Source organism: Janthinobacterium sp. GW458P, from assembly GCF_002127585.1.
Classification (GTDB): domain Bacteria; phylum Pseudomonadota; class Gammaproteobacteria; order Burkholderiales; family Burkholderiaceae_D; genus Janthinobacterium.
Map to the genome: position 1 here is coordinate 50,577 of NZ_NEGZ01000021.1, position 26,428 is coordinate 77,004.

A 26,428-nucleotide genomic window follows, 5' to 3' on the forward strand; every position below is an offset into this window, starting at 1 on the left:
ATCTGCCCATCCGTTCTACGATTGTAGAGCACCAGACGTAAAAAGAGCCTTCCGAAGAAGGCTCTTTGACCTGGCACAAGGATTGCGCAGTTGAGGCCGGCTTGAATTACTTTTGCAGGCTGACGGACGCCGCTTTCGGCGCGCGGCGGCCCATCAGGAACAGCACGGCCTTCTTCAGCATGCGGTAGACGAAGCGCACCAGCAGCAGGGTCAGCACGCACTCGAGCAAGGTCAATATCAGGGCCACGGCCACGGGCATGCGCGCGGCGCGGCGGTGGAACTTGGCCACGGCGCCATCGCGGGCGATCTCGATGCTGTCATAGAAGGTCGGCACCACCAGCAGGGTCAGAATCGTCGAGGTGATGGTGCCGCCGATGATGGCGATCGCCAATGGACGGTAGAACTCGCCACCCTCGCCCAAGCCCAGCGCCACGGGGAACATGCCGGCGATCAGCGCGAACGTGGTCATCAGGATGGGGCGCAGACGCATGCGGCCCGCATACATCAGCGCGTCTTCGCGGCCATGGCCCTCTTCTTCGCGCTTGCGCGCCGCGTCCAGCAGCAGGATGGCGTTCTTGGCGACCAGGCCCATGAGCATGATGATGCCGATAAAGCTCATCAGGTTGAGGGTGTTGTTGGTGATCACCAGCGCCACCACCACGCCGATCAAACTGAGCGGCAGGGACATCATCACGGCCACCGGCGCCGTGAAGGAACCGAACTGCATGACGAGGATCAAATACATGAGGCCAATACCCATCACCAGCGCGATCAGCATTTCCGTGAACAGCTCCTGCTGGTCCTGGCCGGCGCCGCCCAGCGCCAGACCGTAGCCGGGCGGGAAGTCGATGGAGTTGGCCAGTTTCATGGCGTCGCTCGTCACTTCGCCGTTCGAGCGGCCCTGCGCATTGGCCGACACGGTGATCGTGCGCTTGCCATTCTTGTGCTCGATACCGGACGGGCCCTTGCCCATGGTAATGGTGGCGATCTGGTCCAGCGGCACCATTTGCGAGGTGCCCGTCACGCTGATCGGCAGGCGCTCGATGTTTTCCGATGCCACGCGGTCGTCGGGATGCAGGCGCACGGCCACGTCGCGCGTTTCGCCCGTCGGATCGACCCAGTCGCCCACTTCCACGCCGGCAAACGCCACGCGCAGCGATTGCGCCGCGTCATTGACGGAAATGCCCATCGAGTTGGCCAGGCCGCGGTTGAGCTCGATCTGCAGCTCGTTCTTCGGGTCCTGCTCCGACAGGCCCACGTCGACGGCGCCGGGTATGGCGCGCAGCTTGTCCATGTAGGCATTCGTGATTTCCATCAGCTTGCGCGAATCCGGGCCCGTGAATTCCACCTGAATCGGCTTTTGCGAACCGTTGCTCAAATCGTCCTGCACCACGTATTCGGCGCCCACCAGGCGCGACATCTTCTCGCGCAGCTCGACGGCGATTTCCTTGGCCGAACGCTTGCGCGTGTTGCGCTTGCCGATGTCGACATACACGCGGCCGCCGCCCGCATTGATGGAACTGTTGGTATCCTTGGTTTCAGGCAAAGACCGCGCCAGCACGGCCGCCGCTTCCAGCTTCAGGCGCGAGTACTCGATGCTGCTCGACGACGGCGTGCGCACATTGATCATCAGATTGCCGGAATCAGATGCCGGCAAGAAACTTGTGCCGCCATGCGTGGAATGCAGGACGATGGCGCCCACCAGGCTGCCGAAGGCGATGACGGCCATCCAGCGGCGGTGATGCAGGGCCCAGGCGATCACGCGGCCGTAGCGGTCGGCCTGGTGGTCGAACCAGTGGTTGAATTTCTCCAGCACGCGGCCGATGCCCTTTTTCGGCGCCGCGTGTTCCTCGACCGGGTCGCCCCAGTAGGCCGACAGCATGGGGTCGAGCGTAAACGAGATGCCGAGGCTGACGAGCACCGAGCACGTCACCGTCAGGGCAAACGGACGGAACCACTCGCCCGAGATCCCCGGCATGAAGGCCACGGGAATGAAGACGGCGATGATGGAGAAGGTCGTGGCGGCCACGGCCATGCCGATCTCGGCCGTGCCTTCCAGCGCGGCCGTGCGGCGGTCCTTGCCCATTTGCATGTGGCGCACGATGTTTTCACGCACCACGATGGCGTCATCGATCAGCACGCCGATGGCCAGCGACAGGCCCAGCAGGGTCATGAAGTTCAGGGTAAAGCCGCACAGCCACACGGCGATGAAGGCGGCAATCACGGACGTTGGCAGGCTCAGCGCCGTGATCAGGGTCGAACGCCACGAGTTCAGGAAGGCGTAGACGACGAAAATCGTCAGCACGGCGCCCAGCACCAGCGATTCGATCACGTTGTTCAGGCTATGCTGGGCGTTTTCGCCGCCGTCGCGCGTCACTTGCAGGATCGTGCCTTGCGGCAAGGTCTTGTTGATTTCCGCCACCATGTCGCGGATCTTGTTGGCCACGCTGACGGTGGACGCGTCGCGCACGCGGGTAATCGACATGCCCACGTTGGGCTTGCCGCTGCGCATGCTCAGGCTGTTGACCTCGGCAAAGCCATCCTCGATGGTCGCCACTTGCGCCAGGCGCACGATTTCCTCGCCGCGGCGCTTGATCACTACTTTCTCGAAGTCGCTTGGCGACTCGATGCGGCCCACGAGGCGGATGCTTTTCTCGTCCAGGGTGCCGCGCACCTTGCCGACAGGGGCGTTGGTGTTCTGGTTGCGCAGCGCGGTGACGACATCGCTGACGGAAACATTGTATTCACGCAACTTTTCCGCGCGCAACAGCACGGACAGTTCGCGCTTGAGCGAGCCACCCACGTTGACCAGCGCCACGCCGTCGACGGTGCGGAAGCGGTCCGACAGCACGTCTTCGGCCAGGCGGGAAATTTCCGCATGGCTTTGCGAGTTCGACGACAGGGCCAGCTGCATGATCGGTTCGGCAGCCGGGTCGATGCGCTGCAGGATGGGCTCACGCATTTCCGTCGGCAACTTGTAGCGCACGGCGGCAATGGCATTGCGGATATTGTCGGACGCTTCGATCAGATTGGTATTGAAGGTGAACTTCAGGAAGATGCTGGCCGCACCTTCGTTCGAATCGCTGTTGACTTCGGTCACGCCGGAAATGCTTTGCAGCGACTTTTCCAGGCGGTTGACCACTTCGCGCTCGACCGTATCGGGCGAGGCGCCTGGGTAAGGAATGCTGACGACGATGAACGGCACTTCGACGTCCGGGTTCTGGTTGACGCGCAGTTTCTTGAGCGCCAGCAAGCCGACGCACATCATCGCCAGGATCAGGACGATGGTGGCCGTAGGCCGCTTGATACTGAAATCGGAAAGGAACATGGCTTAGTTTCCTTTACCGGCAACGGCGGTGCTGCTGCTGGCCATGGCGGCCGCCGGCAGGGCCTTGGCCGCCGTCAGCTCCACTTTCTGGCCATCCTTGAAGGTCGAACCGGGCGTGCGCAGCACGGTGTCGCCGCTGGCCAGGCCGCTTTGTACTTCCCACTGGCCCGTGCGCACGTCGCGCGCGCCGATGCGCAAATTGGTTTTATGCAAGGCCTTGTCCTTGACTTTCCACGTGTACGTGACGTCGCCCGCCTTCACGAGGGCCGAGTCGGGTATCATCAGGGCGCTGACGGTTTCCGTCTCGATGCGCCCTTCCGCGTACAGGCCGGCCACGCGCGGCTGCTGCTTGTCGTTGAAATCGACGAGCACGGCCACCTGGCGCGTGACGGCGTTGGCGGCCGGATCGACGCGGCGCACCTTGCCCGCGAAATCCTGTCCCGGATAACCATTGATGCGGAACAACACGGGCTGGCCCACCTTGACGACGCCGATCTTGTCGGCCGACACCAGGCCTTCCAGGCGCATGCTGGTCGGATCGATGACCTTGATCAATTCCTTGCCGATTTGCGCCGTATCGCCATTCGATACCTTGCGCTCGCTCACGATGCCGTCGAACGGCGCGCGCACGAGCGTGCGCTGCAGCTGCTGGCGCGCCAGCACGGCGCGGCTCTTCGCGGCGGACAGATCGCTTTGCGCATTGTTGCGGCGGATTTCCGCGTCTTCCAGCGCCTGCGTCGACGTCATGCCCGAGGCGCGCAGGGTTTTCATGCGCTGGAACATGCGTTCGGACTGCTCCAGCACCTGGCCCGCGGCGCGGCTGGCTTCCTCGGCCGAATTGAGGCTGTCGCGGATGGCCGTTTCGTCCAGGCGCACCAGCACGTCGCCCCGCTTGACGACTTCGCCATTTTCCTTCATGACCTGGATCACGACGGCCGACACTTCGGCGCGCAAGTCCGCGTTGCGCTCGGGCTGCACCGAACCGGTAATCACGGGACCGGACGCCAGCGCATTGCTCTGTATGGTCAGCATGTCTTCCGGGGACACGAGCAGATTGACGGCGGCGGCGGCCTTCTCGTCCTTGCCCCCTTTGCCAGCGCCCTTGCCAGGATCTTTGGACTCTTTGCCGCAGGCGGCCAGGGCAGAAGCGATTGCCAGAACAAACAGGGTTTTGCGCAACATGGGTAATTCTCCGGATAGATAGGACCGCTATCGGTCCGTCCGCCCGGATAGGGCGGCAAACGATAGCGGGCATTTATTTTTATTAAAACCACAAGCGCCAAAGTATCCATGAGCGTGTCCGGCCATGTCAATCGGCCGTTTCCTGTAATGCTTTAATCAATGGATGAAACGTAGTTTTTGCGCCCTGAAACGCAAAACCCCGCCTTCAGGCGGGGTTTGCACGGGAGGAAACGAGTGCTTAGCGGGCGAAGACGTAATTGACGAGGAAACCGATCGCCACGCCCGTGCACAGGCCGCCGGCGATTTCCACCAGGGTATGGCCCATGCGCTCGCGCAAGGTCTTGTGCGCGGCGCTGGCCGCTTCCCCGGCCAGGCGGTTGATGGCCGCCGCCTGCTTGCCCACGTGCTGGCGCAGGCTGTTGGCGTCGATGATGACGATGAAGGCCAGGGTCACGGCCACGCCGAAGGCGGGATGGCCTATGCCTTCGCGCAGGGCGATCAGGGTGGCCATGCTGGAAACGACGGCGCTATGGTTGCTGGGAAAGCCGCCGTTGCCGACCAGGCCGAAGGCCCACTGCCGGGTGCGGGCGCTGTTGATCAGGAATTTGATCGGTCCGACCAGGATCCAGGTGATCAGGGGCGTGACGAGGTAAGCGATATCCACGGGGTATTCCTTCTTTTATAGGTAGAGAGTGTGTCTGGAGAGACAGGCGCGCCGCAATTATCGCAGATCGCCCGCGCCAGCAAAACTGTCCATCCGCGTCCTGCAAAACGCCGCCCCCGGCGGCAACTAATATAAAATCATGGCATATACAACAATTGACGTATATCAACACCAGCAGTGGCGCACCGCGCGGCGCTGCGCATCAAACGTCTTTCACACAACGGGGTATTCATGCGGCATTTCAGAATTTCTTTCTTAGTTAGCTTCCTTCTCATGGCGGTGTCCGGCTGGTGGGGTTACAGCCACGGCGGCATGCCCGGCCTGATCAACGCGCTGTGGATCACGGGCGTGCTGGGCGTCATGGAAGTGTCGCTGTCGTTCGACAATGCCGTGGTCAACGCCTCGGTCTTGCGCCACTGGAATGAATTCTGGCAAAAACTGTTCCTCACGGTCGGTATTCTTGTGGCCGTCTTCGGCATGCGGCTGCTGTTTCCGCTGGTCATCGTTTCCGTCGCCACGGGCCTGGGCCTGGTGGACGTGTGGACCATGGCCACCACCACGCCCGACGTGTATGCGAAACACCTGACGGACAACCACGCGCAGGTGGCGGCCTTCGGCGGCGCCTTTTTGCTGCTGGTGTTCCTGAACTTCCTGTTCGACGACGAGAAGGAATTGCACTGGCTGGGCTGGGCCGAGGAAAAAGTCAACGCGCTGGGCACCGAAAGCCTGGCCGTGCTGATCACCATGGGCGCCGTGGCCGCCTGCGTGGCCATGGGTCCTGCGGAAGCCAAATACAGCGTGCTGGCCTCGGGCATCGTCGGCATCGCCGTCTACATCGGCGTGAACTGGATCAGCGGCTTGCTGGAAGAAGGCGAGCCGGACTTGCAGGATGACGAGGAGGAAGGCGCCGCGCCAGCCAAAAACGGCAATGGCGAGCTGGTAAAAACGGTGGCGCGCGGCAGCATCGGCGGCTTCCTGTACCTGGAAGTGCTGGACGCCTCGTTCAGCTTTGACGGCGTGATCGGGGCGTTTGCCATCACCAACGACGTGGTCATCATCATGCTGGGCCTGGCCATCGGCGCCATGTTCGTGCGCTCGATGACGGTGTACCTGGTGCACAAGGGCACGCTGGACGAATTCGTCTACCTCGAGCACGGCGCCCATTATGCGATCGGCATCCTGGCCTTGATCATGCTGGCGTCCGTCAAGTACCATATTCCGGAGTGGTTCACGGGCCTGTCGGGCGTGGCCTTCATCCTGGTCTCGCTGTGGTCGTCCTTGCGTTATCGCAAACGGCACGCGGCACAAGCTTGAAATCGGGGCGATCGTCCCCATTTGAGAGAGTGATGGCACGAGCGCCTTACGCGCTCATCCCATGAAGGCATGATCGAGTTTAATTTTTTAAGGAGCACCACATGGCAATCAGTTTGCAAAAAGGCGGCAACGTCAACCTGAGCAAGGAAGCACCGAACCTGAAGAAGATCATCGTCGGCCTCGGCTGGGATCCTCGTTCGACGGACGGCGCCACCTTCGACCTTGACGGTAGCGCGTTCCTCCTGAAAAGCGACGGCAAAGTCCGCGGCGACTCTGACTTCATCTTCTACAACAACCTGAAGTCGACCGACGGCTCCGTCGTGCACACGGGCGACAACACGACCGGCGAAGGCGAAGGCGACGATGAGCGCATCGAAATCGACCTGACCCGCGTGCCAAACGACATCGACCGCATCAGCATCACCGTCACCATCCATGACGCCGACGCGCGCCGCCAGAACTTCGGCATGGTCTCGAAAGCCTTCATCCGCTGCCTGAACGCGGAAGGCGAAAAAGAAATCGCCCGCTACGACCTGTCCGAAGACAGCTCGACGGAAACGGCGATGATCTTTGGCGAAATCTACCGCTACAACGGCGAATGGAAGTTCAAGGCTATCGGCCAGGGCTTCAACGGCGGCCTGGGCCCTCTGGCCCGCTCGTTCGGCGTGAACGCCTAAAATTCACGCTCGTTAAACCTGCTGCGCCGCGCATCGAGCGTGCGCGCGACGGTTTTCTGAGGTGAATTGCACTTTTGTCATATCATTGCTGCCGCCTGCACAGTTCAGGCGGCTTTTTTTTGGAGATTAATCATGCCAGTATTTAGTGTCACGGGCGACGTCGATCCCTTCCTCCACGTCAGCATGAAGCAGGGCGAAACCATCTATTGCGAATCCGATGCGATGGTGATGATGGAAACGGCGCTCGATTTGAAGGGCAAGATGACGGGCGGCCTGGGCAGCGCCATCATGCGCCGCTTCGCCAACGGCGAATCGTTCTTCCAGCAGCATATCGAAGCGGTGCGCGGCGGCGGCGACTGCCTGCTCTCGCCCACCCTGCCGGGCGCCATCGAAGTGGTCGACGTGGGCGCGCGCCAGTACCTGCTCAATGACGGCGCCTTTGTCGCCGCCACCTCGGGCACGGAAATGAAAGTGCGCACGCAAAGCATCGGCAACGCGCTGTTCGCGCAGTCGGGCGGCTTCTTCGTCATGGAGACGGCCGGCACTGGGCAAGTGGTGGTGTCGGGCTTCGGCTCCATGTTCCAGCTCGACGTCGAGCCGGGCAAGGACGTCGTGATCGACAATTCCCACGTGGTCTGCTGGGACAACAGCCTGAAATACGAGATTTCCGTGACCACGGGCGGCGGTGCCAGCGGCGGCGGCATCGGCGGCTTCCTCGGCAATATCGTCAACAGCGTGACCAGCGGCGAAGGCATCGTGCTGCGCTTTTCCGGCTCGGGCAAGGTCTTCATCTGCTCGCGCAACCGCGACGCCTTCCTCAAATGGACAGCCAGCGGCAAAGCCGGCTAGGGGCACCTGACCAAACCTACTGCGCGTCGGCATAGGCGGCCTGCGATGCTCACCGTACCAGAGTACGGTTCCGCTTCTCGGCCACCTCTCCCTTCCGCTCGCGACGGTTTTGTCAGGCGCTGTTAGTTTGTTGTTCGAAAAACTTCTAAGGCCAGGTTAAGTCTGGTCGCTTAGACTCCCCGCGCGCGCACCTGCGCGCAGCTTCCCCTATTTCCACCCGGTCCCCGTACATGCAAAGAGTCTGGTTCAACAAAACATTTTCCTCGGTCGGCACGGCCATGCGCCTGATCCGCGAAGCCGATATGGCCGCGACCAATGGCGCGCCGCGCTATCACATCGTGTGCAGCAATACGAATGCGCATGCGGCCGCCTTTTTGTCGGCCCACGAATATGTGGTCGAACCGTCTGGACTGACGGGCCACAATTATGTCGAGTGGTGCCTGGAGTTTTGCCGCGACCGGGGCATCACGATTTTCTGGCCCGGCAAGGAAGCGGGACTGATCGGCAGCGCCAGCGCGCGCTTCGCCGCCCTCGGCACGCGCGTGCTCAGTGTGGCCAGCGAAGAGACTTTGACCCTGATGCACGACAAGGCGCGCTTCTGCGACGGCCTCGACCTGCCGATGGCGCGCCCGGCCGACTACCGCGCCGTGACCAGCATCGCGGAATACGACGCCGCCTACGCCGAACTGCGCCCGCTGCATCGCAAGCTGTGCATCAAACCGTCCGAATCCGTGTATGCCCTGGGCTTTGCCATTCTCGATGAAGAGCGCACCAGCGCCCAGCTGCTGCTGGCCGGCGCCGCCTACCAGATCAATGCGCAAGAGCTGCGCAACGGCCTGGCGCAGATGGCATCGTTCAAGACCCTGCTGCTGATGGAATACCTCGACGGCCACGAATACAGCGCCGACTGCGTCGCCGACCAGGGCGCGCTCATTTGCGCCGTGCCGCGCAAGAAGCTGCATGGGGGCGGCAGCGGCCAGCTGATCGAGCTGCGCGCCGACCTGCTGGCCGCCTGCGACAAACTGGCGCGCGACTACCGCCTGAACGGCGTCTTCAACATCCAGTTCCGCGAAGGCGCCAACGGCCTGGCTTTGCTGGAGATCAATCCGCGCATGTCGGGCGGCATCGGCATGGCGTGCGCGGCCGGCCCCAACCTGCCCTACCTGGCGCTGGCCGGCTTCGACCAGGGTTTCGACAAGCTCACCGTGCCCGCCATCCGCGATGGCATGCGCGTGGGCGAAGCCGCCTACGCCGTGGAGCTGCCATGAACCTCGTCAAGCAGCAGATGCCCACGGGCGAACTGACCCTGAAGGTGGACGAGGCGCGCTTTCCGCTGGACTGGCTGATCGGCTTTGCCGCGCGCGCCAACGCCAAGCGGGGCTTTTTGTTCCTGTCAAAAGTGCTGGGCAAGCACTGGCCCGTCACGCCGCGCGCCATGCAAGCCATCCACGACGACCTGGCCGCGCAGATTCCCCCCAGCCTGCCCGGCCCCGTCGTCTTCATCGCCATGGCGGAAACGGCCGTCGGCCTGGGCCAGGGCGTGTTCGAGGCGTGGCTGCGCGCCAACCCGAACGGCAAGGCCTTGTTTTTGCACAGCTCGCGCTACCGCGTGGGCACGGTGCCCTTCTTCGAATTCGAGGAGTCGCACAGCCACGCGCCGCGCCAGTTTTTGCATTTGTCGGACGCGGCCAGCGCCCTGTTTTCCACGGCGCGCAGCCTGGTGCTGATCGACGATGAAGCGTCGACCGGCAATACCTTCGCCAATCTGGTGCAAGTGTGCCGCGCGCGCTATGCGCAGCTGGAAAAGCTGCACCTGGGCGTGATCACCAATTTCATGGGCCAGGCCGCCAACGCGGGCTTGAGTGAGCGTTTCGGCCTGCCCACGACCATCGGCGCGGCGCTGTCCGGCCATTACGCCTTCCAGGCCGGCGAGGCGCCCGCGCCCGTGGCAGCCAGCGCGCAGCGCTTCGAGGCCAACGAAGAACGGGGCGCCAGCCCCGCCTTTGGGCGCATCGGCGTGGGCCGCGCCCTGGCGCCGCCGCAAGGCCTGGCCGTGCAGCTGGCGCAGGAAATCGGCGCCGGCGACTCCGTGCTGGTGCTGGGCACGGGCGAATTCATGCACCCGTCCTTCCTGCTGGCGCGCGAACTGGAAAGCCTGGGCAAGAACGTGGTGGTGCAATCGACCACGCGCTCGCCCATCCTGTCGTGGGGCTCCGTCGGGCATATCGTCCACTGCGACGACAATTACGGCGAAGGCATCGCCAATTACCTGTACAACGTGGCGCCGGGCCAGTACCAGCACGTGTTCATCTGCCATGAAACCCCGGCCAGCCCGGCCCTCATGCAACTCGCCGGCCAGTTGAACGGCCGCCTGTTCCACTTTCAGTCAGAGACCAAAATTGAAGAAATTCCTGTTTGTTGACCTGGACGACACACTGTTCCAGACGCCGAAAAAATGCCCGGGCGAGACCGGCCTGCAGCCGGCCGCCTACCTGAAAAATGGCGACGCCTGCTCGTTTACGACGGCGCGCCAGCGCGCCTTCTTTGAGTTTGCGCAAAGCGGCATGACATTGATACCCGCCACGGCCAGGAATGGCGACGCCTTCCGCCGCGTCGACCTGCCGTTTACCAGCTACAGCGTGCTCGATTACGGCGGCATCGTGCTGCAGCCGGGCGGCGCGCTCGACGCGGGCTGGCTGGCGCTGATGCAGAACGACATGCAGACGGCGCTGCCCGGCCTGCGGGACGCCATGCGCATCATCGACGATTTCCAGGCCAGGACGGGAATGCCCTCGCGCGCGCGCCTGATCGAGGATTACAACACGCCGTTCTACATCGTCGTCAAGGACCATGAAGCGCGCGGCGAGCGCCTGGCCGACATCGAAGAGCAGATGCTGCAGCAGTGGATCGCGACCGAAGGGTCCGACTACTTCATCCACCGCAACGGCAACAACCTGGCCGTGCTGCCGAAGACCCTGAACAAGGCGCGCGCCGTCGCTTACCTGCGCGCCGAGCTGGAAGCCGAGCATGGCCCCATCGTCAGCTTCGGCATGGGCGACAGCCGCTCGGACGCCAGCTTCATGGCCGCCTGCGACTACGCCATCATCCCCAACGGCACCCAGCTGGCGGCCCTCACGGTGGCGGCGCTATGACCGACAGCACGCAGCATTTCAGCGGCAGCTACCGCCAGGAAGACGTGGAGTTCCTCCTCACGCCGATGGCGCTCGAGCCCATCCTCGACCTGGCCGAGAAAGAGCGCCTGATCCAGTCCGGCCAGCGCCACTACAGCGAGATGCTGTCGCCGGAGTCCCTGCCCTCGCCCGCCTACCTGGCCCTGTTCCAGAGCGCATTCGCCGCCAACCGCCTGCAGATGGCGCGCGACTGCCTGCGCCTGGCAGCCCTGATCGCGGCGCGCCGCACGGGGCCCATCACGCTGGTGTCGCTGGCGCGCGCCGGCACGCCCGTGGGCGTCATCCTGGGGCACTTGCTGCGCCAGGTCTTCCAGCGCGAGTGCAGCCATTATTCCGTCTCCATCATCCGCGACCGCGGCATCGACGCGAACGCCCTGCACCATATCCTGGCGCAGGGCCACAGTGACGCGTCCCTCGTCTTCGTCGACGGCTGGACGGGCAAGGGCGTGATTTCGCGCGAGCTGCGCCAGACGGTCCACGATTTCAACGCCGCCAATGGCACGGCCATCGACGGCGGCCTGTTCGTGCTGTCCGACCTGGCCGGCACGGCCGCCTGCGCCGCCTCGTCGGGCGACTACCTGATCCCGTCGAGCATCCTGAACGCCACCGTTTCGGGCCTGGTCAGCCGCTCCGTGCTCAATGAAGCCATTGGTCCGAACGACTTCCACGGCTGCGTGTATTACGCGCAGTTCGAGCAGCACGACCAGTCGCGCGCTTTCGCCGACGGCCTGGTGGCCGACGCCATGGCCATTGCCGCCAGCAGCGGCATCCCGCTGGCCGAGGCGAGCGACGCGCCCGCCATGGCGGCCCGCTCGCAAGCCTACATGGCCGCCGCGCAGCAGCAATACGGCATCAGCGACATCAACCTGATCAAACCGGGCATCGGCGAAGCGACGCGGGTGCTGCTGCGCCGCGTGCCCGAGCGCCTGATCGTGCGCGACACGAATGCGCCGGACGTGGCACATTTGCTGCTTCTGGCGCAGGAAAAAGCCATACCCGTCACCGTAGAACCGGCGCTGCCTTACCAGGCGGTCGCCCTTATCAGGAGCGCAGTCGATGGATAACAACTCCCTACACCCGCAAAGTGAGCACAAGGCGGCGCTGGGCGCCTCCATGTATGTGCCGACCACGCACAAGGACTTGCTGGCGATCGCCAATGGCGACAAATTCAGCCATTTGCGCTCGGTCATCCTTTGCACCGAAGACGCCATCGCCGAGCGCGACCTCAGCTACGCGCTGTTCAACCTGTCGCTGGCGCTGCAAAACATGGCCGACGAATCCGATACCTTGCGCTTCGTGCGCGTGCGTAACCTCGAGGTGCTGGCGCGCGTGCTGGCCATGCCCGGCGCCGACAAATTGAGCGGCTTCGTGCTGCCCAAGTCCACGCGCCACAACTTCGCCGCCTACTTCGACCTCGTGCGCCACACGCATCATCTGCTGATGCCGACCTTGGAAACGGCGGAAGTGTTCGACGACGAGGAAATGAAGCAGTTCCGCCTCATCCTGTCCGCGCCGGAAGTGCGGCGCCGCATCCTGGCCCTGCGCATCGGCGGCAACGATTTATTAGCCCTGCTGGGCTTGCGCCGCCCCACCAGCGGCACCATCTACCAGACGCCGCTGGGCCAGGTCATCGGCCGCCTGGTGACGATTTTCAAGCCGCACGGCTTCCAGCTGACGGCGCCCGTCTTCGAGCACCTGTCGCAGGGCAGCTGGCTCGACGCCGAAGTGGCGCAGGACATGGCGCACGGCATGATCGCCAAGACGGCCATCCACCCGGACCAGGTGCCGCAGATCGAGCGCCACTACCAGGTGGCGCAGTCGGATATCGAACTGGCGCTGCGCATCATCGACCCGGACAGCCCGGCCGTGTTCCGCATGCAGGAATCGATGTGCGAAGTGGCCACGCACAGCAGCTGGGCGCAGCGCATCATCGAGCAGGCGCGCCTGTTCGGCATCCGCCACGCCGACGGCGCGGCGGCATCGCCCCCCCATTTGCATCACTCCTTGAATACTCAACTCTCCAGCGACGAAGGGACTGCACGACCATGACCAATTTCACACGCGGACAAAAAGGCAAACTGGCTGACCTGGGCTTGAACGGCCCGTTCGCCGTCACGCTCGATATCGCTTCCGGTTCGATGGAAGTGGATGTCAGCTGCTTCGGCGTCGATGCAGCCGGCAAGCTGTCGGACGACCGCTACATGGTGTTCTACAACCAGAAAAGCGCGCCGGACAACGCCGTCACCGTGGAACTGAACGGTTCCCGCTCCGTGTTCCAGGTGGACCTTGCCCGCCTGCCCGCCTCGATCGACAAGCTGGTGTTTACGGCGGCGACGGAACAGGGCGGCATGCGCGCGCTGGGCAACTCCAGCATGGCGCTGGGCCAGGCGGCCACGTTTGCCTTCACGGGCACGGACTTCCAGGACGAGAAAGCCGTCATCATCGGTGAACTGTATCGCCGCGACGGCAGCTGGCGCTTCGGCGCCGTGGGCCAGGGTTTTGCGGGCGGCCTGGCGGCGCTGCTGAAGCACTTCGGCGGCAGCGAAGCGGCCCAATCGGCCCCGGCTCCTGCACCGGTTCCCGTCCCCACACCGGCGGCACCGCCGGCGGCAAATAAAATCTCGCTGTCGAAAATCCGCCTGGAAAAGCGCGGCGACAAGATTTCGCTCGACAAGCGCGACAGCGGCGGCTATGGCCGCATCCGCGTCAACCTGAACTGGAACCAGAACGCGTCGCAAGGGCAGGCGCCCGCGTCCAAGCTCGACACGGGCTTCCTGGGCAAGCTGTTCAACAAGCCGGCCGGCCGCGCGGGCGGCATCGACCTCGATATCGGCTGCCTGTTCGAGATGAGCAATGGCGCCAAGAGCGCCGTGCAGGCGCTGGGCAACAGCTGGGGCGCGTATGACAGGCCACCGTACATCCACCTGGAAGGCGACGACCGCACGGGCAGCGTCAGCAGCGGCGAAAACATCTTCATCAACGGCAGCCATTTCGACCAGATCAAGCGCGTGCTCGTCTACGCCTTCATCTACGAAGGCGTGCCGAACTGGGCTGCCACGGATGGCGTGGTGACGATCGAGATTCCCGGCCAGCCCACGGTGGAAGTGCGCCTCGACACAGACAGCCAGCACGCCATGTGCGCCATCGCCATGCTGGAAAACCACGGCGGCAACCTGCAGGTGACAAAATTGGTGGAATACTTCGGCGGCCAAGGTAAAATCACGGCGCACCAGGCCATGGACGAGCGCTACAGCTTTGGCCTGAACTGGAAAGCCGGCCGCAAAGACTGAGGGAACGCTTAAAAAAGTCCATGGCGGCGTTGCATTGCCGTGCCGTACTAGTCGTACTGTCTTCGGCAATGCGCCTTGCCCTGAACATTTTTAAGCATCCCCATTTTTTTTACCTAGACAACCCTACCATGACCCCTACGAGCAAAAAAGTCACCTTCGCCTTCGCCATCTTCCTCGTGGCCGGCTTCCTGCTGCTGGCCGCCTATACGTGGATGGCCCTCAGCTTCTCGTACTCGGAAGGCGAACGGGCGGGCTACCTGCAAAAGTTTTCCAAGCGGGGCTGGATTTGCAAGACGTGGGAAGGGGAATTGCTGCTGACGGCGCTGCCCGGCACCATCCCGGAAAAATTCCAGTTCAGCGTGCGCGACGAGGAAGTGGCAAAACAGCTGACGGCCGCAGCCGGCAAGCGCATCCTCGTCACCTACAGCCAGCACAAGGGCGTGCCCACGCAATGCTTCGGCGAGACGGAATACTTTGCCGACAAAGTGGTCTTGAGCCAGTAAGCCGCGCATTCCAGCACTGCCGCGCCGGCCGGCCATTCCAGGCCGGCGCCCTCTTCCCCGCCTTTCCCTCGTCTTTGCGGCAATGAATTTCTAGCAAGAAATTTGTTACGTGCCTCACACATTCTCACTTTCTTATACACTACAGCAATTAGTTCTGACTGAGACATTTTACTAATGTAGTAAATGTGCGTGACCTTTGCGCTATCGCATGACGCCCAGCCAGCCGACCAATAGCGTGTATCACCACTACCGGAAACACCATGCGCATCCGCCTCTCCGGCCTGCTCCTGCTGGCCAGCTCGCTTCCCCTGTCGCTGCAGGCGCAGGATATCTCCGGCATGGCCGGCGCCCTGAAAGTCAGTTCAACCAAGGAGCGCACCTTCGTCGCCGCCGTCAGCTACACGCAGCCGGTGGGCGACTACAACGCCATGAGCCTGTCCTACATCAATGAGGGCCACCCGCAAGACCATCACCGCGACGGCATGGCGGGCCAGTTCTGGCTGCGCACGAAAAAGGTGGAGCAAGGGCTGATGCTGGGCGCCGGCGCGGGCCGCTATTTCTTCTTCGATACGGCCAGGACCGACGATGGCCTGCACAACTTCGACAACGACCACGGCTGGGGCTCCATCGTCAGCCTGCAGGCGCGCTGGCAATTCGGCAACCGCTGGTATGCGCAGGCGCAGATCAACCGCATCAAGCCCGATGGCAAGGACAACACCACGCATCTGCTGATCGGCGCGGGCTACCGCTATGACGGCGTGCCCGGCGCCAAGCTGCACCTGCAGAACTGGGCGCACGACGACACATTGACCGTCTCGACGGGCCACACCATCGTCAACAGCCTGCGCTCGGAGTCATCGCGCCCGTTCACCCTGGAATACCGGCGCGCGGCAGGAAAATACGTGGACTGGACCGTCACCGCCCTCGATGAAGGCGACACGGACCTGGCGCACCGGCGCGGCGTGGCCGCGCAGCTGTGGCTGATCCGCTCGCTCAATGCAAAGGTGGAATTCGGCATGGGCGGCGGCCCCTACCTGGCGTGGGATGCGCGCGACACCCAGGGCCACAGCACGCGCCTGACGGGATTGCTGTCAGCCGTTGCCCGCTACCACGTCGACCGCCGCTGGGTGGCGCAAGTGGCGTGGAACCGGGTGGTGACGGACTACCACCGCGATGCGGATGTGATTTTGGTGGGGGTGGGAAGAAAATTCTGATGGAAAAAACTAAAAAATCTCGCTCTTCCGCCAAAGTAACGATACCGAACAAAACCGTAGCGAGCGGCAGTGATTTTCGGCTGAGAAGCGCAACCGTACTTTAGTGCGGGGGGCGCCGAGCCGGTGAGCATCGCCAGCCGCAAAGCGCGCCGCGCAGTAGGTTTGGTTCGGTATCCTGCCTAGCGCGAACGCCAGACTGCACCGGCCGACTCGTTAGGCTGCGTCAGGCGCTCGATCACTTCGCGCGTCAGACTGGCCGAGCTTACCTGTTCAGCCTTGGCGCGGGCGGCGGCCAGCGAGCTGGAAAACGCGCTTTGCTGCTGTTCCAGGCTGGCGCGCAGGGCGGCCAGTTCGCGCTCCTGCTGTTGTGCACGAGCAATATCCAGTTCCAGCAATTGCTGCTTGGCGGCGGCCATGGCGCGCGTCGTGTCGGCCGCCTTGCGCTGCAGGGCCGCATGGGCCTGGGCGCTGGCCAGCAAGGCTTGCTGCGCGTCAAGTTTCTCGCTGGCGGCCTGCCGGGCGGCCAGTTCCAGCTGCTCGCGCTGGCGCATGGCCTCCAGCGCTTCCTGTTCCATGCCGGCGCGCGCTTCGGCGGCCTGCGTCGCCTGCTTTTCCGCTTCCAGGCGGCCGGCGATGGCTTTCGACGCCCGCTCTTCGGCGGCCGTCGTCTGGCGCTGCTGCACCAGTTTTTGCGCGATCAGCGCCAGCGATTCGCGTTCGGCGGCAACGAAGTCGCGTTCGGACGCCAGCAGCGCATCGGCTTCCCGGGCTTTGTCCTCTTCCACGCGGGCGCGCTCGCTATGCACCTGGCCCAGTTCCACGGCCAGGCGCGCCTGCGCCTGCACGGCTTGCGCGGCGGCCGCCTTTTGTTCGCCTTCGACCAGCGCCTGGTCCATCAGGATGCGGATGGCGTCCGCCTCCTTTTCCGACGCGACGCGCAAGGCCTGCTCGGCCGCGTGCTGGCCGCGCAGCAGTTCCGCTTGCGCCGCTTCGGCGGCGATGCGTTCCTGCGCCGCGTTGAAGGCCAGCGCTTCCGCGTCCAGTTTCTCGTTCAAGGCGACGATGGCGGCTTGTTCGGCGGCCAGGCGCTCCTGCTCCTGTGCCTGCAGTCGCGCGGCCTGCGCCGCCTTTTCCTCGGCCAGCGCTAAGGCCTGCGCCTGCGCGGCCAGGTGCGCGCCGCTGCTGGCGATTTCCTGTTCCTCGGCCGCGTTCTGGCGCGCAGCCAGTTCCGCCGCCTGGCGCGCCAGTTCGGCGCGTTCCTGCGCCAGGCTGGCGGCGCGCTGCTGTTCTTCCAGTGCGCGGGCCGCCGCCACGGCGGCCGCCTGCTCGGCAGCTTCCAACGCCTTGGTCTGTTCCAGCGCCGCCGTTTCCGCTTCCAGCTTGGCGTGGCCGGCGATTTCCGCATCCTGTTCGGCGGCGACGCGGGCCAGCGCCACGGCGCGCAGCTGGCGGTCCACCTCGATGCGCGCCTCGGTGGCAGCCAGGATGCGCATGTCGGCGTCGCGGCGCGCCTGGGCGCTGGCGGCGGCGACCATTTCCAGGCGCTCGCGGTGGACGGCCGCGTCACGCAGTTCCTTTTCCGTCTGCAGGCGCAGGTGCAGCGATTGCGCCGCATGGCGCTCGGACTCCGCCTGTGCCAGCGCGATGGCTTCGCGTTCCTGCTCCAGGTGGGCCAGCGCGCGCGCCTCCTCCAGCGCGCGCACTTCGGCGGCGGCGCGATTAAATGCCGATTCCAGCGCGATCTGGTCGGCGCGCTCGCGCTGCACCGTCAGTTCCAGCGCCTCGCTTTCCGCTTCGGCCAGCATCTGCGCCGTCTGGCGCGCGCCGTGGGCGTGGCGCTCGCGTTCGCGCGCCAGCACGGCGACACGGGCGTCGGCCGAGGCGATGCCCACCATTTCTTCCTTGGCCGCCTGCACGGCGGCGACGCGCTCGACGGCCTGCAGGCGCGCCTGCTCCGTCTGCACCTGCAATTCCTCGGCGGCGCGGGCCGCCTGCTCGGCCAGTTCCGACTGCACCGCCACCTGTTCGCTGGCGCGCAGGCGGCTTTCCTGCTCGGCGCGGGCGCGCTGTTCGGCAGCCAGGCGGATTTCATTGTCCGATTCCACGCGGGCGCGCAGTTCGGCCGTCTCCTGCTTGACCGCTTCCAGGCGGGCCACGCTCGCCTGCGCGGCGGCGCGCATGGTTTCCAGGCGCTCGCGGTTGGCGGCGATGGCCTCCTCGGCCGCCTGCGCGTTTTGCTGCGCGGCGGCGGCCGCCGCCGCATCGATGGCGGCGCGGTCCTCGGCCAGCGAGCGCACGCGCGCCTCGGCCAATGCCCGGCTTTCGGCGGCGCAGGTGGCTTTCGCTTCCGCTTCCACGCGGGCGATCGCCTCGTGGATGGCCTTCAATTCCATTTTCTGGCGTTCGGCGGCCGGCGCCTTGATGTCGGCTTCCTGCTCCGGCTCGGCGGCAGCCTGCGGCTGGGCGGCGGCGACAGGCGCAGGCGCCTCGGCCTTGCTCTCCAGGTCCTTGAAATCATGCAGCGAAACAATGCTGTCCTGGTCGAACTCGTCGTCGGCGGAATACGCGACGGTGAGGGAAACGGCCTGGCGCTGATTTTGCTGTGCTTGCATGATTTCTCGCTTATTCGGGTGAATTCCGTTGCTTATGGGAATTTATTACCACCATTATCGAACAGGCATGCACAAATCAGCGCGGCAAGAAGAGCCAGTTTTACCGCCCTTTTCATCATTTCACCAATCAAACCTACTGCGCGTCGCGCTGCCGCTCGCTACGGTTTTATTGGCAAAATATGCATTCAGATGGGCCACAAAGGCGCCTCGTCCATCAGCGCCACCTGCTCGCGCAATTCCAGGATGCGGTCCTGCCAATAGCGCTGCGTGTTAAACCAGGGGAAGGCAACGGGGAAGGCGGGGTCGTCCCAGCGGCGCGCCAGCCAGGCCGAATAATGGATCAGGCGCAGGGTGCGCAGCGCTTCGACCAGGTACAGCTGGCGCGGGTCGAAATCGCAAAAGTCTTCGTAGCCGGCCAGGATGTCGCTCATCTGGCGCACCTGGTCGCCGCGCTCGCCCGACAGCATCATCCACAGGTCCTGGATGGCCGGACCCATGCGGCTGTCGTCGAAATCGACGAAATGGGGGCCGGCGTCCGTCCACAGCACGTTGCCGCCATGGCAGTCGCCGTGCGTGCGCAACACGGCCACGTCGCCCGCCCGGTCGTAGCAGCGTTTGACGCCGTCGAGCGCCTGCTGCGCCACGCTGGAATACGCGGCCAGCAGTTCGGGCGGCAAGAAGTTGCCTTCCAGCAAGAATTCGCGCGGTTCCACGCCAAACGTCTGGTGATCGAGCGCCGGGCGTTCCTTGTAGGCGGACAGCGCGCCGACGGCGTGGATGCGGCCGATGAAGCGCCCTATCCATTCCAGCGTCGCCGGGTCGTCCAGCTCGGGCGCGCGGCCGCCGTGGCGGGGAAAGACCGCAAAGCGGAAGCCCTGGTACTGGTGCAGGGTGCTGCCGTTGATGGCCAGCGCGGGCACCACCTGGATTTCGCGCTCGACCAGTTCGGACACGAAGGCGTGTTCTTCCAGGATGGCCGTATCGCTCCAGCGCGCGGGACGGTAAAACTTGGCCACCAGGGGCGCGCTATCCTCGATGCCCACCTGGTAGACGCGGTTTTCATAGCTGTTGAGCGCCAGCAGGCGGCCATCGCCGCGCAAGCCCACGCTGTCGAGGGCGTCAAGCACGCAGTCGGGGCTCAGTGCGGAAAAGGGATGGACGGGCCGGTCGTCCTCGTGCGGCTGGTTTTCATTGTGCATAAGCGACATTGTAAGGCGCGCGCGTGCCGCCGGTGCAAACACTTCGGTGATGATGCGCCGCAAGGCGTATACTGGCGGCTTACATTCAATCAAAGAGCAAGCCATGCAACTCGAACAGCCATTATCAGAAAAAGAATTCGACGAATTAGACCAATTCCTGTTGTCGGACCGGTGCTCCGAAGACGCCATGACCATGGATATGCTGCACGGCTATCTGACGGCCGTGGCCATCGGCCCGGAACCGATCATGCCGGCCGAGTGGTTGCCGCGCGTGTGGGGCGAAGATGCCGAAGATGCGCCGAAATTCAAGAACGGCAAGGAAGAAGAGCGCATCGTCAACCTGATCATGCGCTTCATGAACGAAGTGCTGGTGACGTTTGAAGTCGCGCCCAAGGAATTCGAAGCCCTGTTCGTCGAACACGACTACGAAGGCCAGACCCTGATCGACGCCGAAGCCTGGTGCTGGGGCTTCTGGGACGGCATGGAACTGCGTCCAGGCTCGTGGAACGAAATCTGGGATTCCGAAGTGGCCGAACTGATGCAGCCGATCTACCTGCTGGGCGCCGACGAAATCAAGGAAGAAGAGCTGAAACTGGTGGAAGACCCGGTCAAGGCGCACAAGCTGGCGCAGGAACTGGAAGCGAACCTGCCGGCCATCCACCGTTTCTGGGTCCCGCGCCGCAAGGCACCGGTGCAAACCATGAAGCGCGAAGAGCCGAAAGTGGGCCGCAACGACGACTGCCCTTGCGGCAGCGGCAAGAAGTTCAAGAAATGCTGCGGCGCAGAGCCGGCAGCCGAGTAATAACGCTATAGCATCCCCCCCTGCGCCGGCGTCCTGCCGGCGCAGCGCTGGCGCTGGCCTCCGGGCTATAATCGCCGCATGAAACTGCCCGACCTGAACCTGCTCGTCGCCCTCGACATCCTGCTCGAGGAAGGCAGCGCCGTGGCCGCCGCGCGGCGCATGAACCTGAGCGCGCCGGCCATGAGCCGCACCCTGGCGCGCATCCGCGACGCCATCGGCGACCCCGTCTTCGTGCGCTCCGGGCGCGGCCTGGCGCCCACCCCGCGCGCGCTGGAATTGCGCGAGCAGGTGCGCAGCGTGGTGGAGCAGGCGCACGCGATCTTCACTTCCGGCCGCGAAGTCGACCTGCGCACCCTGGAACGCACCTTCAGCCTGTGCGCCAACGACGTGTTTGTCGGCGCCTACGGCGGCAAGCTGCGCGACCTGCTGGCCAGCCATGCGCCGAATACGGTGCTGCGCTTCGTGCCCGAAGGCGATGGCGCCACGGAAAACGACGCCCTGCACGCGGGCCGCATCGACCTGTACATCAGCGCGCGGCGCGCCTTTGCGCCCGACATCAAGCTGCAGCAGCTGTTTAGCAGCGGCTTTGTCGGCATCGCCCGCAGCGACCACCCGATCTTCGACGGCCCCGTCAACCTCGACAGCTTTACCGAGTACGAACATATCAGCGTCTCGCGGCGCGGCCTGGCGCGCGGCCCCTTCGACACGGCCCTGGCCGAGCGGGGCTACACGCGCCGGGTCTCGCTGATCAGCCCCAACTTCCAGTCCGCCATCTTCGCCGTGGCCGATTCGCGCCTGCTGCTGCCCCTGATGCCCACGCCCCTGCTGCCCATCGTCGAGCGGCTGGGACTGAAACTGCGCACCTTCCAGCTGCCGATTCCCGTCGACAGCGTCGACGTGATGCAGGCCTGGCACCCGCGCCTCGACCACGACCATGCGCACCGCTGGCTGCGGCGGATGATCAAGGAGCTGTGCGGCAGCGCGCCGCCGGACGAATGAATCATTGCGCCAGACGCAATTCAGACTTCCTCAATGATCAATTTTCACAAGATTAACGGCTACCTATACTGCGTGGACTGATTCTCATCCACGGAGTTCCCTGTGTCCGCTGTACCCCTACCCGGCGCCGCCCCCGCGGCCGCGCCTCCCGCCCCACCTGTCTTTGGCCTGCGCCTGGCCACGGGCCTGGCCGGCGTGCTGCTGGCCGTGCTGGTGTCCGGCCTGAACGAAAACATCACCAAGATCGCGCTGGCCGACATCCGCGGCGCCATGGGCATCGCGCGCGACGACGCCAGCTGGCTCGTGGCCCTGTACGCGGCCGCCTCGGTGTCGGCCATGGCGTTCGCGCCATGGTGCTCCGTCACGTTCTCGCTGCGCCGCGTCACCCTGGCCGCCATCGTGGTCTGCATGGCTGCCGGCGTGCTGTGCCCGTTCGCGCCGAATTTCTCCGTGCTGCTCGTCCTGCGCGTGGTGCAGGGCGCGGCCGGCGGCGCCCTGCCGCCCATGCTGATGACGGTGGCGCTGCGCTTCCTGCCGCCGAACATCAAGCTGTATGGCCTGGGCGGCTATGCGCTGAGCGCCACCTTCGGCCCCAGCCTGGGCACGCCGCTGGCCGCCTTCTGGAGCGAATACCTGGGCTGGCAATGGGCGTTCTGGCAAGTCGTCCCGGGCAGCATCGCCGCCCTCTTGATGGTGTCGTGGGGCTTGCCGCAAGACCCGCTGCGCCTGGAGCGTTTCCGTCAATTCGACTGGCGCGGCCTGCTGCTGGGCCTGCCCGCCATCAGCATGCTGGTGGTCGGATTGCTGCAGGGCGAGCGCCTGGCCTGGTTCGCCTCGCCGCTGATCTGCGTGCTGCTGGGCGGCGGTCTATTGCTGCTGGTATTGTTCTTTATCAATGAATGGTCGCATCCGCTGCCGTTCTTCAAGCTGCAGCTGCTGTCGCGGCGCAACCTCAGCCACGCCCTGCTGACCCTGGGCGGCGTGCTGTTCGTGCTGCTGGCCGTGATCCTGATCCCCTCGTCCTACCTGGCGCAGGTGCACGCCTACCGCCCGCTGCAGACGGCGCCCGTGATGCTGATGGTGGCCATGCCGCAGTTGATCGCGCTGCCGCTGGTGGCCGCCCTGTGCAATCTGCGCGCCGTCGACTGCCGCTGGGTGCTGGCCATCGGCCTGGCCCTGCTGGCGCTGTCCTGCGTGCTCGGCGCGCGCATGTCGCCGGACTGGATACGCACACACTTCTACCTGCTGCAGGCGGTGCAGGTCTTTGCGCAACCGATGGCCGTGATTCCCCTGCTGCTGCTGGCCACCACGGGCCTGGCGCCGCAGGACGGCCCCTTCGCCTCGGCCTGGTTCAACACCATCAAGGGCATGTCGGCCGTCGTCGCCACGGGCGTGCTCGACACGCTGATCACGCGCCGCAACCACTTTCATTCGACGGTGCTCAGCGAACGCCTGGGTAACCTGCCCGGCGCCGTGGACATGGCCGGCTTGAGCGCGCGCATGCATGCGCAAGTCGTCACCCTGACCTCGTCCGACCTGTACCTCATTGTCGCCGCCATCGCGCTGGCCATGATTGTGATCATTCCCATCCTGCCGACGCGCGTCTATGCGCCGCGCGCAGCCTGACTTTTATTTCACGAAAGAGCCTCACCATGAATGTCCCCATCCTGCGCTCGCGCGCATTTCTTCTCGGCCTGGCCCTGCTGGCCTGCGCCCTCGCCTTTTGCGCCTGGCAATTGCTGTTTTCCCCCAGCGAAGAACAAGGCACCGACGACGCCTTCGTCAGCGCCGACTACACCGTGCTCTCGCCCAAGGTGGGCGGCATCGTGCGGGAGGTGCTGGTGGAAGACAACCAGACTGTTAAGGCGGATCAGCTGCTAGCCCGCATCGACGACCGCGACTACCAGGCGGCCCTCGCCTCGGCCCGCGCCGACGTGGCCGGCGCCGAAGCGCAGCGGCTCAATACCCATGCCACTCTGGAACGCCAGCAAGCGCTGATCGAGCAGGCCAGCACCCTGGTCGAGGCCAACCAGGCCGAGGAAAAGCTGGCGCAGCAGGAACTGGCCCGCTCGCAGCACCTGGCCGGCCAGGGCGCCGGCAGCGTGCAGAGCGCGCAGCAGGCGCAATCGCGCTTCGACGTGAGCCGCGCGCGCCTGGCGCAGCACCGCGCCGCCCTCGTCGCCACGCGCAAGCAGACCGACATTTTGCAGGCGCAGCAAGGCGCCGCCGAAGCGGCCCTGCTGCGCGCCCGCGCCAGCCTGCAGCGCGCCGAACTTGATTTGTCGCATACGCAGCTGCGCGCCCCCATCGACGGCATCGTGGGACGCCGCGCCGTGCGCGTCGGCGCCCTGGTCGCTCCCGGCGCCAGCCTGATGGCCGTGGTGCCCCTGAACCGCAGCTTCGTCGTCGCCAACCTGCAGGAAACCCAGCTGACGCACGTGCGCCAGGGGCAGCGCGCCAGGATCGCCGTCGACGCCTATCCGGGCATGCTCCTGCGCGGCACGGTGCACAGCATCGCGCCCGCCACGGGCGTGACGTTTGCCGCCATCGCGCCGGAAAACGCCACCGGCAACTTCACCAAGGTGGTGCAGCGCATCCCCGTCAGGATCGCGCTCGATCCCGGCCAGGATGACGGCAGCCGCCTGCGCGTGGGCATGTCGGCCGAAGTGCGCATCGATACGGCCATGCGCCGTCAGGACGTGCAACAGGTGAGCGCGCGATGAAAACCTTGATCTTCATCATGGCCGTGGGCCTGGCCGGCTGCGCCAGCGTGGGCAGCGACTTCCAGCGCCCGCACCACGAGCTGGGGCAGCAATGGCGCCAGGCGCACGATGCCCGTTTCGCCGCCCGGCAGGACGCCGCCCTCGAACAGCGCTGGTGGGACAGTTTTGGCGATACCACCCTGTCTTCCCTGCTGCAGCGCGCCGCCGGCGCCAACCTCGACGTGCTGGCGGCTGGCAGCCGGCTGGAGCAAAGCCGCGCCGCACGGGGCGTGGCGGGCGCCGCGCAAGGCCCCTCGCTGGGCGCAAATGGCAGCGTCAGCCGCGCGCGCAACAGCGAACAAGGCTTGAGCGACCCGTCGCGCAACAACGGCCAGTCCGCCTACAGCCTGTGGCAAGGCAACCTCGACGCGGCCTGGGAGCTGGACCTGTGGGGCCGCGTGCGGCGCGAAGTGGAAGCGGCCGACGCGCATGTCGGCGTGGCGCTGGAAACGCAGCGCGGCGTGCTGCTGGCCGTGCTGGCCGAAACGGCGCGCGACTACATCGAACTGCGCGGCGCGCAGCAGACCCTGGCCATCACGCGGCAGCTGCTCGATATCGCCCGCCATACGCTGGACCTGACCCGCATCCGCCTGCGCGAAGGCGCGGCGACGCAGCTCGACGAAGCCGAGGCGGCGGCCCACGTGGCCACCATCGAAGCGCGCCTGCCGCCGCTGCAGCAGCGCGAAGCGCGCCTGGGCAATGCCCTCGCCCTCTTGCTGGCGCTGCCGCCGCAAGGCTTGCGGGCGGAACTGGCGGCGGACAAGGACATTCCCGCCGTGGCCATGCAGGTGCAGCTGGGCGTGCCGAGCAGCCTGGCCGGGCGGCGTCCCGACATCCGCCGCGCCGAAGCGCAGCTGCACGCGGCCACCGCCGCCATCGGCGTGGCGCAAGGCGATTTTTATCCGCGCATCACGCTGTCGGGCAGCATCGGCCTGCAGGCGATGCAGCTGTCCGACATCGGCTGGGACGCCAAGCGCTTCGCCTTCGGTCCTGGCTTCAGCGTGCCCCTGTTCGATGGCGGCCGCCTGCGCGGCAAGCTGCAATTGCGCGAGGCGCAGCAGCAGGAAGCGGCCATCGCCTACCGCCGGACGGTGCTGGCCGCCTGGCACGAGGTGGAAGATGCCTTATCTGGCTACCAGGCCAACGAACGGCGCCAGGCCAGCCTCGATGAAGCCGTCAAACAGGGACGCCGCGCGCTGGGCAGCGCGGAACTGCAGTACCGCCAGGGCGGCACGGACTTGCTCAACGTGCTGCATGTGCAAAACACCTTATTGAACAACGAAGCGGCGCTGGTCGACAGCCGCGCCACCGCCTCGCTGTCGCTGGTCCAGGTCTACAAGGCGCTGGGCGGCGGCTGGCAGGCATTTTCAACCACCTCGCTAGGAAGCACGCCATGAAACCGAATCCCGCACAATTTTCCATCCACGACGTCAGCGACTTTCCCATCGTGCGCTTTCGCCCTGAAACGGCCGTCACCGGCTATGCCCCGCTGTGGGAAAACGACATGGACGCCCTGCTGCGCCACGGCGAACCGTTCGTCATGCTGTTCGAAGAGGAGCGCAGCGATGAAGCGCACATCGACCGCAAGCGGCGCGGCCTGTGGCTCAAGCACAACAAGGTGGCGCTGGCTGCCCTTTGCCGTGGCCTCGTCTCCGTCGAAGCCGATGCGCAGGAACGCGCGCGCCTGCAGGCCATGGCGGCCGGCGCCATGAAAGCCTTCGGCATCGTGCAGGAAGTGACGGCCACGCGCGAACAGGCCGATGCCCTGATGGTCTGGCTGCTGGGCAGCGGCCAGATGGCGCGGCCGCGCGCGGCGGACGTGTGGTGAGCGAGTAAATAAAT

General features: G+C 65.1%; 22 protein-coding genes. 17 read left to right on the plus strand and 5 right to left on the minus strand.

Annotated elements, in window-relative coordinates:
• Positions 1 to 106 precede the first annotated feature (106 nt).
• The 3 genes from CBW50_RS13805 to CBW50_RS13815 all read right to left on the minus strand — a co-directional run bounded on the left by CBW50_RS13805 (position 107) and on the right by CBW50_RS13815 (position 5,174).
• Complete coding sequence (locus tag CBW50_RS13805; RefSeq protein ID WP_086146092.1) at positions 107 to 3,328, minus strand: efflux RND transporter permease subunit; 3,222 nt, start codon at positions 3,326 to 3,328, stop codon at positions 107 to 109.
• A gap of 3 nt (positions 3,329 to 3,331) precedes the next feature.
• Positions 3,332 to 4,510 (minus strand): efflux RND transporter periplasmic adaptor subunit, encoded by a 1,179-nt coding sequence (locus CBW50_RS13810; protein WP_086146093.1) that lies wholly within the window; start codon positions 4,508 to 4,510, stop codon positions 3,332 to 3,334.
• Between the two features lie 238 nt (positions 4,511 to 4,748).
• Positions 4,749 to 5,174, minus strand: a complete 426-nt coding sequence (locus CBW50_RS13815; RefSeq protein WP_086146094.1) for a divergent PAP2 family protein — start codon at positions 5,172 to 5,174, stop codon at positions 4,749 to 4,751.
• Between the two features lie 231 nt (positions 5,175 to 5,405).
• Between CBW50_RS13815 and CBW50_RS13820 the strand changes: the two genes are divergently transcribed.
• From CBW50_RS13820 to CBW50_RS13870, 11 genes are all read left to right on the plus strand, one after another.
• Positions 5,406 to 6,488, plus strand: coding sequence for a DUF475 domain-containing protein (locus CBW50_RS13820; protein ID WP_086146095.1), 1,083 nt, complete (start codon positions 5,406 to 5,408; stop codon positions 6,486 to 6,488).
• Between the two features lie 101 nt (positions 6,489 to 6,589).
• Positions 6,590 to 7,165, plus strand: a complete 576-nt coding sequence (locus CBW50_RS13825) for a TerD family protein (protein WP_086146096.1) — start codon at positions 6,590 to 6,592, stop codon at positions 7,163 to 7,165.
• A 132-nt stretch (positions 7,166 to 7,297) separates the two neighbouring features.
• The gene (locus CBW50_RS13830) at positions 7,298 to 8,014 is read left to right on the plus strand and encodes a TIGR00266 family protein (protein WP_086146097.1); all 717 of its coding nucleotides are present in this window, start codon (positions 7,298 to 7,300) and stop codon (positions 8,012 to 8,014) included.
• A gap of 230 nt (positions 8,015 to 8,244) precedes the next feature.
• Positions 8,245 to 9,282: an ATP-grasp domain-containing protein gene (locus CBW50_RS13835; protein ID WP_086146098.1), complete on the plus strand. Its 1,038-nt coding sequence runs from the start codon at positions 8,245 to 8,247 to the stop codon at positions 9,280 to 9,282.
• Positions 9,279 to 10,436, plus strand: a complete 1,158-nt coding sequence (locus CBW50_RS13840; protein ID WP_086146099.1) for a phosphoribosyltransferase domain-containing protein — start codon at positions 9,279 to 9,281, stop codon at positions 10,434 to 10,436. Before CBW50_RS13835 ends, CBW50_RS13840 begins: the two co-directional genes overlap by 4 nt.
• Entirely contained in the window at positions 10,414 to 11,166 is a 753-nt protein-coding gene (locus tag CBW50_RS13845; RefSeq protein ID WP_086146100.1) for an HAD family hydrolase, read from the plus strand. Before CBW50_RS13840 ends, CBW50_RS13845 begins: the two co-directional genes overlap by 23 nt.
• Positions 11,163 to 12,269 (plus strand): cysteine protease StiP family protein, encoded by a 1,107-nt coding sequence (locus tag CBW50_RS13850; RefSeq protein ID WP_086146101.1) that lies wholly within the window; start codon positions 11,163 to 11,165, stop codon positions 12,267 to 12,269. The genes CBW50_RS13845 and CBW50_RS13850 overlap by 4 nt, the downstream gene beginning before the upstream one ends.
• On the plus strand, positions 12,262 to 13,254 hold the full coding sequence (locus tag CBW50_RS13855; protein WP_086146102.1) for an HpcH/HpaI aldolase/citrate lyase family protein: 993 nt from the start codon (positions 12,262 to 12,264) through the stop codon (positions 13,252 to 13,254). Before CBW50_RS13850 ends, CBW50_RS13855 begins: the two co-directional genes overlap by 8 nt.
• Positions 13,251 to 14,495, plus strand: a complete 1,245-nt coding sequence (locus CBW50_RS13860; protein ID WP_086146103.1) for a TerD family protein — start codon at positions 13,251 to 13,253, stop codon at positions 14,493 to 14,495. Before CBW50_RS13855 ends, CBW50_RS13860 begins: the two co-directional genes overlap by 4 nt.
• A 128-nt stretch (positions 14,496 to 14,623) precedes the next feature.
• Entirely contained in the window at positions 14,624 to 14,998 is a 375-nt protein-coding gene (locus tag CBW50_RS13865; protein ID WP_086146132.1) for a hypothetical protein, read from the plus strand.
• Positions 14,999 to 15,258: 260 nt separating this feature from the next.
• Positions 15,259 to 16,212: a hypothetical protein gene (locus CBW50_RS13870; RefSeq protein ID WP_086146104.1), complete on the plus strand. Its 954-nt coding sequence runs from the start codon at positions 15,259 to 15,261 to the stop codon at positions 16,210 to 16,212.
• Between the two features lie 179 nt (positions 16,213 to 16,391).
• Here CBW50_RS13870 and CBW50_RS13875 read toward each other — a convergent pair whose 3' ends face one another.
• Complete coding sequence (locus CBW50_RS13875) at positions 16,392 to 18,824, minus strand: hypothetical protein (protein ID WP_086146105.1); 2,433 nt, start codon at positions 18,822 to 18,824, stop codon at positions 16,392 to 16,394.
• A gap of 185 nt (positions 18,825 to 19,009) precedes the next feature.
• Entirely contained in the window at positions 19,010 to 20,023 is a 1,014-nt protein-coding gene (locus CBW50_RS13880; protein ID WP_086146133.1) for a serine/threonine protein kinase, read from the minus strand.
• Positions 20,024 to 20,126: 103 nt separating this feature from the next.
• Between CBW50_RS13880 and CBW50_RS13885 the strand changes: the two genes are divergently transcribed.
• From CBW50_RS13885 to CBW50_RS13910, 6 genes are all read left to right on the plus strand, one after another.
• Positions 20,127 to 20,825: a UPF0149 family protein gene (locus CBW50_RS13885; RefSeq protein ID WP_086146134.1), complete on the plus strand. Its 699-nt coding sequence runs from the start codon at positions 20,127 to 20,129 to the stop codon at positions 20,823 to 20,825.
• Positions 20,826 to 20,903: 78 nt separating this feature from the next.
• Positions 20,904 to 21,824 (plus strand): LysR family transcriptional regulator, encoded by a 921-nt coding sequence (locus CBW50_RS13890; RefSeq protein ID WP_086146106.1) that lies wholly within the window; start codon positions 20,904 to 20,906, stop codon positions 21,822 to 21,824.
• A gap of 102 nt (positions 21,825 to 21,926) precedes the next feature.
• Entirely contained in the window at positions 21,927 to 23,450 is a 1,524-nt protein-coding gene (locus CBW50_RS13895; protein WP_086146107.1) for an MFS transporter, read from the plus strand.
• Positions 23,451 to 23,476: 26 nt separating this feature from the next.
• On the plus strand, positions 23,477 to 24,547 hold the full coding sequence (locus CBW50_RS13900; RefSeq protein ID WP_086146108.1) for an HlyD family secretion protein: 1,071 nt from the start codon (positions 23,477 to 23,479) through the stop codon (positions 24,545 to 24,547).
• Entirely contained in the window at positions 24,544 to 25,983 is a 1,440-nt protein-coding gene (locus tag CBW50_RS13905; RefSeq protein WP_086146109.1) for an efflux transporter outer membrane subunit, read from the plus strand. Before CBW50_RS13900 ends, CBW50_RS13905 begins: the two co-directional genes overlap by 4 nt.
• Positions 25,980 to 26,414, plus strand: coding sequence for a hypothetical protein (locus tag CBW50_RS13910; RefSeq protein ID WP_193068917.1), 435 nt, complete (start codon positions 25,980 to 25,982; stop codon positions 26,412 to 26,414). Before CBW50_RS13905 ends, CBW50_RS13910 begins: the two co-directional genes overlap by 4 nt.
• The last annotated feature ends 14 nt before the right edge of the window (positions 26,415 to 26,428 follow it).

Coding starts and splice junctions, on each gene's coding strand:
- CBW50_RS13805 (WP_086146092.1), bottom strand. CDS start 3,328: ATGTTCCTTTCCGATTTCAGTATCAAGCGGCCTACGGCCACCATCGTC.
- CBW50_RS13810 (WP_086146093.1), bottom strand. CDS start 4,510: ATGTTGCGCAAAACCCTGTTTGTTCTGGCAATCGCTTCTGCCCTGGCC.
- CBW50_RS13820 (WP_086146095.1), top strand. CDS start 5,406: ATGCGGCATTTCAGAATTTCTTTCTTAGTTAGCTTCCTTCTCATGGCG.
- CBW50_RS13825 (WP_086146096.1), top strand. CDS start 6,590: ATGGCAATCAGTTTGCAAAAAGGCGGCAACGTCAACCTGAGCAAGGAA.
- CBW50_RS13830 (WP_086146097.1), top strand. CDS start 7,298: ATGCCAGTATTTAGTGTCACGGGCGACGTCGATCCCTTCCTCCACGTC.
- CBW50_RS13835 (WP_086146098.1), top strand. CDS start 8,245: ATGCAAAGAGTCTGGTTCAACAAAACATTTTCCTCGGTCGGCACGGCC.
- CBW50_RS13840 (WP_086146099.1), top strand. CDS start 9,279: ATGAACCTCGTCAAGCAGCAGATGCCCACGGGCGAACTGACCCTGAAG.
- CBW50_RS13850 (WP_086146101.1), top strand. CDS start 11,163: ATGACCGACAGCACGCAGCATTTCAGCGGCAGCTACCGCCAGGAAGAC.
- CBW50_RS13855 (WP_086146102.1), top strand. CDS start 12,262: ATGGATAACAACTCCCTACACCCGCAAAGTGAGCACAAGGCGGCGCTG.
- CBW50_RS13860 (WP_086146103.1), top strand. CDS start 13,251: ATGACCAATTTCACACGCGGACAAAAAGGCAAACTGGCTGACCTGGGC.
- CBW50_RS13865 (WP_086146132.1), top strand. CDS start 14,624: ATGACCCCTACGAGCAAAAAAGTCACCTTCGCCTTCGCCATCTTCCTC.
- CBW50_RS13870 (WP_086146104.1), top strand. CDS start 15,259: ATGCGCATCCGCCTCTCCGGCCTGCTCCTGCTGGCCAGCTCGCTTCCC.
- CBW50_RS13875 (WP_086146105.1), bottom strand. CDS start 18,824: ATGCAAGCACAGCAAAATCAGCGCCAGGCCGTTTCCCTCACCGTCGCG.
- CBW50_RS13880 (WP_086146133.1), bottom strand. CDS start 20,023: ATGCACAATGAAAACCAGCCGCACGAGGACGACCGGCCCGTCCATCCC.
- CBW50_RS13885 (WP_086146134.1), top strand. CDS start 20,127: ATGCAACTCGAACAGCCATTATCAGAAAAAGAATTCGACGAATTAGAC.
- CBW50_RS13890 (WP_086146106.1), top strand. CDS start 20,904: ATGAAACTGCCCGACCTGAACCTGCTCGTCGCCCTCGACATCCTGCTC.
- CBW50_RS13900 (WP_086146108.1), top strand. CDS start 23,477: ATGAATGTCCCCATCCTGCGCTCGCGCGCATTTCTTCTCGGCCTGGCC.
- CBW50_RS13905 (WP_086146109.1), top strand. CDS start 24,544: ATGAAAACCTTGATCTTCATCATGGCCGTGGGCCTGGCCGGCTGCGCC.
- CBW50_RS13910 (WP_193068917.1), top strand. CDS start 25,980: ATGAAACCGAATCCCGCACAATTTTCCATCCACGACGTCAGCGACTTT.